The 8,585-nt window shown below is 71.0% G+C and carries 10 protein-coding genes; 8 read left to right on the top strand and 2 right to left on the bottom strand.

Features of this window, described 5'->3' with window-relative positions; all coding sequences use genetic code 11:
• The first annotated feature begins 287 nt into the window (after positions 1-287).
• Positions 288-1,778 (top strand): DEAD/DEAH box helicase, encoded by a 1,491-nt coding sequence (locus tag ABDW21_RS15195; RefSeq protein ID WP_343599681.1) that lies wholly within the window; start codon positions 288-290, stop codon positions 1,776-1,778.
• Positions 1,779-1,799: 21 nt separating this feature from the next.
• Entirely contained in the window at positions 1,800-3,014 is a 1,215-nt protein-coding gene (locus ABDW21_RS15190) for a hypothetical protein (RefSeq protein WP_343599683.1), read from the top strand.
• Positions 3,015-3,022: 8 nt separating this feature from the next.
• On the opposite strand, the gene ABDW21_RS15185 is transcribed toward ABDW21_RS15190, so the two are convergent.
• Positions 3,023-3,823, bottom strand: coding sequence for a ParA family protein (locus ABDW21_RS15185; protein ID WP_343599685.1), 801 nt, complete (start codon positions 3,821-3,823; stop codon positions 3,023-3,025).
• Positions 3,824-3,972: 149 nt separating this feature from the next.
• On the opposite strand from ABDW21_RS15185, the gene ABDW21_RS15180 reads away from it, so the two are divergent.
• Together ABDW21_RS15180 and ABDW21_RS15175 are read left to right on the top strand one after the other, a co-directional pair.
• Positions 3,973-4,575 carry an acid phosphatase gene (locus ABDW21_RS15180; RefSeq protein WP_343599687.1) on the top strand — a complete coding sequence of 201 codons (603 nt, stop codon included), beginning with the start codon at positions 3,973-3,975 and terminating at the stop codon, positions 4,573-4,575.
• Entirely contained in the window at positions 4,572-5,663 is a 1,092-nt protein-coding gene (locus tag ABDW21_RS15175) for an isochorismate synthase (RefSeq protein WP_343599689.1), read from the top strand. Before ABDW21_RS15180 ends, ABDW21_RS15175 begins: the two co-directional genes overlap by 4 nt.
• 96 nt (positions 5,664-5,759) lie before the next feature.
• Here the strand turns inward: ABDW21_RS15175 and ABDW21_RS15170 are convergent, their stop codons facing one another.
• The gene (locus ABDW21_RS15170) at positions 5,760-6,209 is read right to left on the bottom strand and encodes a hypothetical protein (RefSeq protein ID WP_343599691.1); all 450 of its coding nucleotides are present in this window, start codon (positions 6,207-6,209) and stop codon (positions 5,760-5,762) included.
• Between the two features lie 40 nt (positions 6,210-6,249).
• On the opposite strand from ABDW21_RS15170, the gene ABDW21_RS15165 reads away from it, so the two are divergent.
• From ABDW21_RS15165 to ABDW21_RS15150, 4 genes are all read left to right on the top strand, one after another.
• Positions 6,250-7,227 carry a diacylglycerol kinase family protein gene (locus tag ABDW21_RS15165; protein ID WP_343599693.1) on the top strand — a complete coding sequence of 326 codons (978 nt, stop codon included), beginning with the start codon at positions 6,250-6,252 and terminating at the stop codon, positions 7,225-7,227.
• A 255-nt stretch (positions 7,228-7,482) separates the two neighbouring features.
• Complete coding sequence (whiB1, locus tag ABDW21_RS15160) at positions 7,483-7,737, top strand: transcriptional regulator WhiB1 (RefSeq protein ID WP_343599695.1); 255 nt, start codon at positions 7,483-7,485, stop codon at positions 7,735-7,737.
• Between the two features lie 124 nt (positions 7,738-7,861).
• On the top strand, positions 7,862-8,446 hold the full coding sequence (locus ABDW21_RS15155) for an IS607 family transposase (protein WP_343710659.1): 585 nt from the start codon (positions 7,862-7,864) through the stop codon (positions 8,444-8,446).
• Positions 8,446-8,585, top strand: a 140-nt coding sequence (locus ABDW21_RS15150) for a helix-turn-helix domain-containing protein (protein ID WP_343599701.1), incomplete at its 3' end; no start/stop codon positions are given. The genes ABDW21_RS15155 and ABDW21_RS15150, both read left to right, overlap by 1 nt.

Raw genomic sequence — 8,585 nt, 5'->3', positions numbered from 1 at the left:
CCCGAAACGTGGCGACCCGCTGCGCCCGGCTCCGCCGCGCTGGCGATCACCACCCGGCCCCGAAACGTGGCGACCCGGACCGATGCGGATCGACCAGGTATGATCGAGGCTGGTGGCGGTTCTGCCGCCGCCGGCGAAATGTGCGTGCACGCAGTTGGTCCGCCTCGTTCAGCGTTGGGCCCGCGAATCGGCAACGTATTCGGAGTCAGAACTCGTGCGCGCGTGACCCGCGACGAGATCAACAGACGAGATCGACAACTGACACCGAAAGGCCTGTTCGCACCCGCATGTCACCCTTGATAACCCCAACCCAGCTGACCTTTGCCCAACTCGGAGTCCGCGACGAAATAGTGCGCGCGCTCGCCGAGGAGGGCATCGAGTATCCCTTCGCCATCCAGGAGCTCACCCTGCCGCTCGCGCTCGCCGGCGACGACGTCATCGGGCAGGCCCGCACCGGCATGGGCAAGACCTTCGCATTCGGTGTGCCGCTGCTGCAGCGCATCACCGCCGGCGAGCCTCCGCTCACCGGCGTTCCCCGGGCCCTCGTCGTGGTGCCCACCCGCGAACTGTGCCTGCAGGTCTTCGGCGATCTGGCCACCGCGGCCAAGCACCTCCACGTCGACTCACCCAGTGGCGGGGGCCGGCGCTTGTCGGTGGTGTCCATCTACGGTGGCCGCCCCTACGAGCCGCAGATCGAGGCGCTGCGGGCGGGCGCCGACGTCGTGGTCGGCACCCCGGGCCGGCTGCTCGACCTGGCCCAGCAGGGCCATCTGAGGTTGGGCGGACTCGTCGCCCTGGTTCTCGACGAGGCAGACGAGATGCTCGACCTGGGCTTCCTTCCCGACATCGAGCGCATCCTGCGACAGATACCCGACAATCGGCAGTCGATGCTGTTCTCGGCCACCATGCCGGATCCGATCATCACGCTGGCGCGCACCTTCATGAACCAGCCCACCCATATCCGCGCTGAGTCGCCGCAAGCTTCAGCGGTGCACGACGCCACCAAGCAGTACGTCTACCGGGCCCACGCCCTGGACAAGATCGAGCTGGTCAGCCGGGTGCTGCAGTCCCGCGATCGCGGTGCCACCATGATCTTCACCCGCACCAAGCGCACCGCCCAGAGGGTCGCCGACGAGCTGGCCCAACGGGGCTTCAATGTCGGCGCCGTGCACGGCGATCTCGGCCAGGTGGCCCGCGAGAAGGCACTCGCGTCGTTCCGCACCGGCGGCATCGACGTGCTGGTCGCCACCGACGTGGCCGCCCGCGGCATCGACATCGACGACGTCACCCACGTCGTCAACTACCAATGCCCCGACGACGAGAACACCTACGTGCACCGCATCGGCCGCACCGGCCGCGCCGGCCGAACCGGGATCGCGGTCACCCTGGTGGACTGGGACGAACTTCCCCGCTGGACGATGATCGACAAGGCCCTCGGGCTGGGCTGCCCCGCCCCTGCCGAGACCTACTCCAACTCGCCGCACCTGTACGCCGAATTCGACATACCCGACGAGGCTGCCGGCAGCGTCGGCGCGCCACGCAAATCGCCGGGCAAACCCGCCGGCCGCAGCGCCGAACAACCCCGCCAACGCACGCGGTCGCGGCGGCGCACCCGCGGCGGCAAACCGGTGACCGGCCACCCCGCCGCGAACACCGCGAGCACCGCCGCCGACGGCGCGGACGAGGCCAAAGCATCATCCGGCGACGGCGCGCACGGCGGACGCCGGCGCCGCCGCCGCCCCCGCAAGGCGGCGGACGTGGCCTCGAACACCGCCTGAGCCGCGGCCGGCACCCCGCCGATGGTCCGACCCGAACGCCGCACCCCAGCCGACGTGGTGGCGGGGACCGCGGTCGCGGTGGTGGTCGCCGTCGTCGCCGCGGCGATCTGGTGGACCAGCGACGCCCGAGCCACCAGCAGCCGGCCGGCGGCGGTGCCGCTGACCGAACCCTCGTCGGCGCACGGCGTGCCGGCCCTCCTGAAGCAGCTGTGGACAGCTGCCAGTCCAGCCACCCGCGGGCCGGTGGTGGTCGCCGGCGCCGTGGTCACCGGCGCCGGACGAGTGGTCGACGGACGCGATCCGGCCACCGGCGAGGTGCGCTGGAGCTACCAGCGTGACCGGGATCTGTGCGCGGTGTCGTGGGTCTACCGCTACGCCGTCGCGGTCTACCCCGACGACCGGGGCTGCGGCCAGGTCAGCACCGTCGACGGATCCACCGGCCGACGCGGACCGGCCCGCAGCAGCTACGCCGACAAGCATGTCGAGCTGTCCTCCGACGGGACGACGGTGCTGTCCGCCGGCGACACCCGGTTGGAGCTGTGGCGCTCGGACATGGTGCGGATGCTGTCCTACGGCGAGATCGACGCGCCGGTGAAGCCGTCCGCGCCGGGCTTGCACACCGGGTGCCGGCTGACCTCGGCGGCGGCGAGCTCCTCGGCGGTATCGGTGCTGGAGGCGTGCGGAACGCAGCCCGATCTGCGGCTCACCCTGCTGCGGCCCAGCAAGGAGGAAGACGAACCCGACAAGCGGTACGTGGCCGAGCCGGGCGTCGGCGTGGGATCCAGCGCCCGGGTGCTGGCGGTGGCCGGCACCCGCACGGCGGTGTACCTGCCGTCGCCGCGGCCCAGGGTCGAGGTGCTCGACGAGACGGGTGCCACCGTGGCCAGCACGCCGCTGCCCAAACCGCCCGCGGCGTCCACCCTGGTCACCCGATCGGGGAACCTGGTCAGTTGGTGGACCGGCGACGCGGTGCTGGTGTTCGACGCGGTGAACCTGACCTACCGCTACACCATCGCCGCCGCCGGGCCGGAGGTGCCGCTGGGGCCGGCCACCCTCATGGCCGGCAAGCTGCTGGTCCCGGTCACCGGCGGGTTGGCGGTCTGCGACCCGGTCAGCGGCGCCAGGGGCCGATCCCTGCCGGTGCGCCGGCCGGCGGGCACCACCTCGGTGATCCCCGCCGTCGCCGGGTCCCAGGTGCTCGAGCAGCGCGGTGACACCGTCGTCGCGCTGGGCTGACCCACGCTTTACGCGTCCAGCGTGAACGTCGGCAGCGGTGCGCCGGACTTCCAATGTGTGAGCAGCGCCTGCGCCAGCTCGCGGTAGGCCACGGCGCCCTTGTTCTTGCGGGCGGCCAACACCGACGACCCCGACGCGCTGGCCTCGGCGAAACGGACCGTCCGCGGGATGGGCGGGGCCAGCACCGGCAGGTCGTAGCGGTCGGCGACGTCGAGCAGCACGTCGCGGGTGTGGGTGGTGCGCGGGTCGTACAACGTCGGTAGCGCACCCAGTAGCCGCAGCCGCGGATTGGTGATCTGCTGCACGTCGGCGACCGTGCGCAGGAACTGACCCACCCCGCGGTGCGCCAGCGTCTCGCACTGCAGTGGCACCATCACCTCGTCGGCGGCGGTCAGGCCGTTGAGCGTGAGCACCCCCAGCGACGGCGGACAGTCGATGATCACGGCGTCGAACTCGTCGCCGAGTTTGTCCAGCGCGCGTCGCAGCGCGTACTCGCGGCCGGCCCGCATCAGCAGCATCGCCTCAGCCCCGGCCAGGTCGATGTTGGCCGGCAGCAACGTCATGCCCTCCGCGGTGGCCACCAGCGCCGCGCCCGGCTCTACCTCACCGAGCAGCACCTCGTGCACCGAGGCCGGCAACTTGTCCGGGTCGTGGCCCAGCGAAAACGTCAGGCAGCCCTGCGGGTCGAGATCGACGAGCAGCACGCGTCGTCCCTGATCGACCATCGCCGCACCCAGCGAGGCCACCGTGGTCGTCTTGGCCACCCCGCCTTTCTGGTTGGCCACCGCCAACACCCGGGTCGCCGTCATGAAGCGCCGCTCTCCCCCGCACGCGGGCGGTACCACCTCATCGCGCTCTCCCGTCCACCTCGTCGCCTGCGGGTCACACGGCCATCCTGGCACCTGGCCCGCCCTGCCCGCGCGCCAATGGCGAAGTGTGTCAGGCACAATCAGTCGGCATGGGAGTCGAGAGCCACCGGTTGGTACTGCTGCGTCACGGCGAAACGACATGGTCGCAGTCCGGCCAGCACACCGGGCGCACCGATCTCGAACTCACCGACAACGGGCGCCGGCAGGCGGTGGCCGCCGGCGGGGCGCTGGCCGATCTGCACCTGGACAACCCGATGGTGGTCGCCAGCCCGCGTCGACGGGCGGTGTGCACCGCCGAGCTCGCCGGACTGAGTATCGACGAGCGGTCGCCGTTGATCGCCGAGTGGGATTACGGCTCCTACGAAGGACTGACGACCGCGCAGATTCAGCAACTGCAGCCGGGCTGGCTGGTCTGGACCCACGGGTGCCCCGACGGCGAGAGCGTTGCCCAGGTCGGTGACCGCGCGGACGAGGCCGTCGCGCTGGCTTTGGAGCACCTGGGCTCGCGCGACGTGGTCTTCGTCAGCCACGGCCACTTCTCGCGCGCCGTGATCGCCCGCTGGCTGGAACTGCCCGTGGCGGCGGGCGCCCGGTTCGGCATGGTCGCCGGCTCGATCGCGGTGTGCGGTTTCGAGCACGGGGTACGCCAGCTGGGTGTGCTCGGCTACTCGCGCCCGAGTGCGCCCGGGTGACTCCGCCGTTCGTGCTGTGCGGGCCGGGCGGGGTTCTCGTCGGCGACAGTATCCGGTCCTGCCATCCCGACGTGGCCGAGGCGCAGGGCGCGCTGCGGTCGGGTGGAGTTCCAATACTGATGGGCGCGTTGCCATTCGACGTCAGCAACCCCGCTGCCCTGATGGTGCCCGGTACTGTTCGACGGCTCGCCGGGCTGCCCGACTGGCCGGCGGGACCGTTGCCGACGGTGCGCATCGCCGCGGCGGTCCCCGCACCGGGGGAACACCGGGAGCGGATTCGGCGGGCATGCGATGCCCTGACCGCGCCGGGCGGCCGGCTGCGCAAAGTGGTGTTGGCCCGCGCGTTGCGGCTTGCGGCCGACGCTCCGCTGGATGCCCGGGTGATCCTGCGCCGGCTGGTGGCCGCCGACCCGGATGCTTACGGCTACCTGGTCGACTTGTCCCCTGCCGGCGGCGACCATTCGGGCGTCGCGCTGGTGGGCGCCAGTCCGGAGCTGCTGGTCGCGCGCGAGGGCGACCGGGTGAGCTGCCGGCCGTTCGCGGGGTCGGCGCCGCGTGCCGCCGACCCCGAACTCGACGCGGCGGCCGGCGCGGCGCTGGCCACGTCGGCCAAAAACCTCCACGAGCACCGCCTCGTCGTCGATACGATGGCCGAGGCGCTGCGCCCGATGTGCCGCACGTTGACGATCGCGGCCACCCCCGAGCTGAGCCGAACCGCCGCGTTGTGGCACCTGAGCACACCCATCGACGGCCGGCTGCGTGAAGAATCAACCACTTCAATGGATTTGGCGTTGACACTGCATCCCACCCCCGCGGTCGGCGGTGTGCCGGCCGGCGTCGCCGCGCAGCTCATCGCCGACCTGGAGGGTGACCGCGGCTTCTACGCCGGCGCCGTCGGCTGGTGCGACGCACGCGGCGACGGCCGCTGGGTGGTGTCCATCCGCGGCGCTGTGCTGTCCGCCGACCGTCGCACCGCAGTGGCGCACAGCGGCGGCGGGATCGTCGCCCAGTCCGATCCCGACGACGAGGTCGCCGAGACCACCGCGAAATTCGCGACCGTCCTGACCGCGCTGGGGATCGGGCCGTGACCGCGCGCGTCCGCCGGGCCGCACCCACCGACACCGGGACACGGTCGCCGGCATCCACGACGCCGTCGGCGCACGGCCGCACCCGCAGTGGCTCGGCTACCGACTCTCCGGCCCGGCGCCGGCGGAGCTGGCCGGGCCGGTCTGCTGAGCAGCGGCGATCCAGCGCAGGGCGGCCGGGCTGAACAGCAGCGCCAACGCCGTCAGCGCCACGACTCCCAGCGGTATCCCGGCCTCCGGGCGCTGCGAACCCACGGCTAGATACCACGCCACGGGCAGCAGCAACAGCTGGACGAACACCGCCAACCCACGGCCCCACCGTCGTCCGGCCAGCAGCGCCCAGCCGCCAGCCAGTACGCCGCCGCCGATCAGCACGAACAGGGCCGCGGTGCCGACACCGTTGACCGTGCGCTGGTCGGCCCCGCCCACCGCGCGCAACGCCAACACGGCGGCCACGGCCACGCCCACCGCACCCTGCCCGGCGACGATCAGGCCCGCGCCGCGCACGCTGGCCGGGACCGGGAGTGTCTCCCGCTCGCTCGGGCTCACAGCGTCAGCGTAGCCATCCGGTCCCGTACCCTGGTGCCTCGTGCGCGCCGTGCTGATCGTCAACCCCACTGCCAGCTCCACGACCTCCTCGGGGCGCGACCTGCTGGCGCACGCGCTGCGTAGCCGCCTGCAGCTGACGGTCGAGCACACCACCCACCGCGGTCACGGCGGCGAGATCGCGCAGGCGGCCGTGCGGGACGGGGTCGACCTGCTGGTCGTGCACGGCGGTGACGGCACGGTGAGCAACGTGGTCAACGGCCTGCTCGGCCCCCCGGGCCCGTTGCCGGCCGGGCCCGTCCCCGCGGTGGCGATCGTGCCGGGCGGCTCGGCGAACGTTCTGGCCCGTTCGCTGGGCATTCCGCCGGACCCGATCGATGCGACCAACCAGCTCATCCTGCTGCTCGACCAGTTTGCGCTGCAGCAGAACAGCTGGCGGCGGATCGGGCTGATCGACTGCGGCGAGCGGTGGGCCGTGCTCAACGCCGGCATGGGTGTCGACGCCGAGGTCGTGGCCGCCGTCGAGGCGCAGCGCGGCAAGGGCGTCACGGTCACGGCGTCGCGCTACATCCGCGCGGCGGTGCCCGCCGCGTTCGCCTGCACCCGCCGCGAGCCGACGCTGACTCTGCACCTGCCCGGTCGTGAGCCGATTTCTGGTGTGCATTTCGTCTTCGTTTCCAACGCCAACCCGTGGACGTATGCCGGCAACCGGCCGTTGTGGACCAATCCGGGCGCGACGTTCGAGTCCGGCCTGGGGGTGTTCGCCGTTACCGGCATGAAGGTGATCCCCACCCTGCGACTGGTCCGGCAGATGTTCGCCAAACGGCCCAACCTGAAGGCCAAGCAGCTGGTCCGCGACGACGACGTGCCCTGTGTGCGGGTCACGTGTGGCGGCGCGCCGATTGCCAGCCAGTTCGACGGCGACTATCTCGGCGTTCGGGAGACCATGACGTTCCGGACGGTTCCCGACGCTCTCTCGATCGTCGCACCGCTGCCGAAAAACGGTCCCAAGCTGCAATGATGCACGACGCCGGGGGCAGGGGGCCGCGAGGCCTGCGGGATTATAGCAGCAACTTCCCATGGTTGGGGTCACAAATCACCAAGGTGAGATTGCCCACGGCCCAACGCGCCCTATTGACATCTGTTGAGCCTGTGAAACGATCGAAGGATCGCGTTCAGGAGCTTTCGTGGTTTCGGAAACTTCCTTGTGCACGCGTTGACAGCCGAAAAAAATGTCGGTGCGCTGTGGTGCGCACTCAGTGAGGAGAAACGACGTATGGACTGGCGCCACAATGCGGTGTGTCGCGACGAGGACCCCGAGCTGTTCTTCCCAGTCGGAAACAGCGGGCCGGCGCTCGCCCAGATCGCTGACGCGAAGCTGGTGTGTAACCGCTGCCCGGTGGTCACCGAGTGCCTGTCCTGGGCGCTCAACACCGGCCAGGATTCCGGCGTGTGGGGCGGTATGAGCGAAGACGAGCGCCGCGCGCTCAAACGCCGCAGCACGCGGACGAAGGCCCGCAGCGGCGTCTGACCCGACCCCGTACGCGCTATGGCGGCCCCGACATCGGTCGGGGCCGCCATAGCGCGTACGGGGCTGCCAACTGTTGCGGGTGGGTGGTCGGTGGTTGTCGGTGGTGTGCTGTAGGAACAGATCAATGAATCTCGCGGCGTGGGCTGAGCGCAACGGTGTTGCGTGGGTGAGCGCGTATCGCTGGTTTCGAGTCGGGCTGTTGCCGGTATCGGCGCGGCGAGTGGGCCGGTTGATTCTCGTCGACGTTCCATCTGGTGAGAGTGCTGCGGTTGGGCGGACCGCGGTCTATGCGCGGGTGTCCTCGGCTGATCCGAAATCCGATTTGGATCGGCAGGTGGCGCGGCTGACCGGGTGGGCCACCGCCGAACAGATCCCGGTCGGCAAAGTGCTCACCGAGGTTGGTTCCGCCTTGGACGGGCATCGCCGGAAATTTCTCGCGCTGCTGGGTGATCCGTCGGTGCGCCGGATCGTGGTGGAACACCGGGACCGGTTCTGCCGGTTCGGCTCGGAGTATGTGCAGGCCGCGTTGGCGGCGCAGGCCCGGGAGCTGGTGGTGGTCGATTCGGCCGAGGTCGATGACGACCTGGTGGGCGATATGACCGAGGTGTTGACTTCGTTGTGTGCCCGCCTCTGCGGCAAACGCGCGGCCGCCAACCGTGCCAAGCGCGCCGTCGCGGCGGCTGCTGCCGACGACGCGGAGGCAGCCTGATGGCGCGTTTCGAGGTGCCTGAGGGCTGGTGTGTACAGGCGTTCCGGTTCACCCTCGACCCGACCGAGGATCAAGCCAGGTCGCTGGCGCGGCATTTCGGTGCCCGCCGCAAGGCATTCAACTGGGCTGTCGCCGCCTT

The sequence above is a fragment of the Mycobacterium sp. genome, assembly GCF_039583805.1.
In the GTDB taxonomy this organism is placed as follows: Bacteria; Actinomycetota; Actinomycetes; order Mycobacteriales; family Mycobacteriaceae; genus Mycobacterium.
The sequence above is the reverse complement of the archived record's forward strand: the minus strand, read 5'-3'. Positions and strand labels throughout refer to the sequence as shown.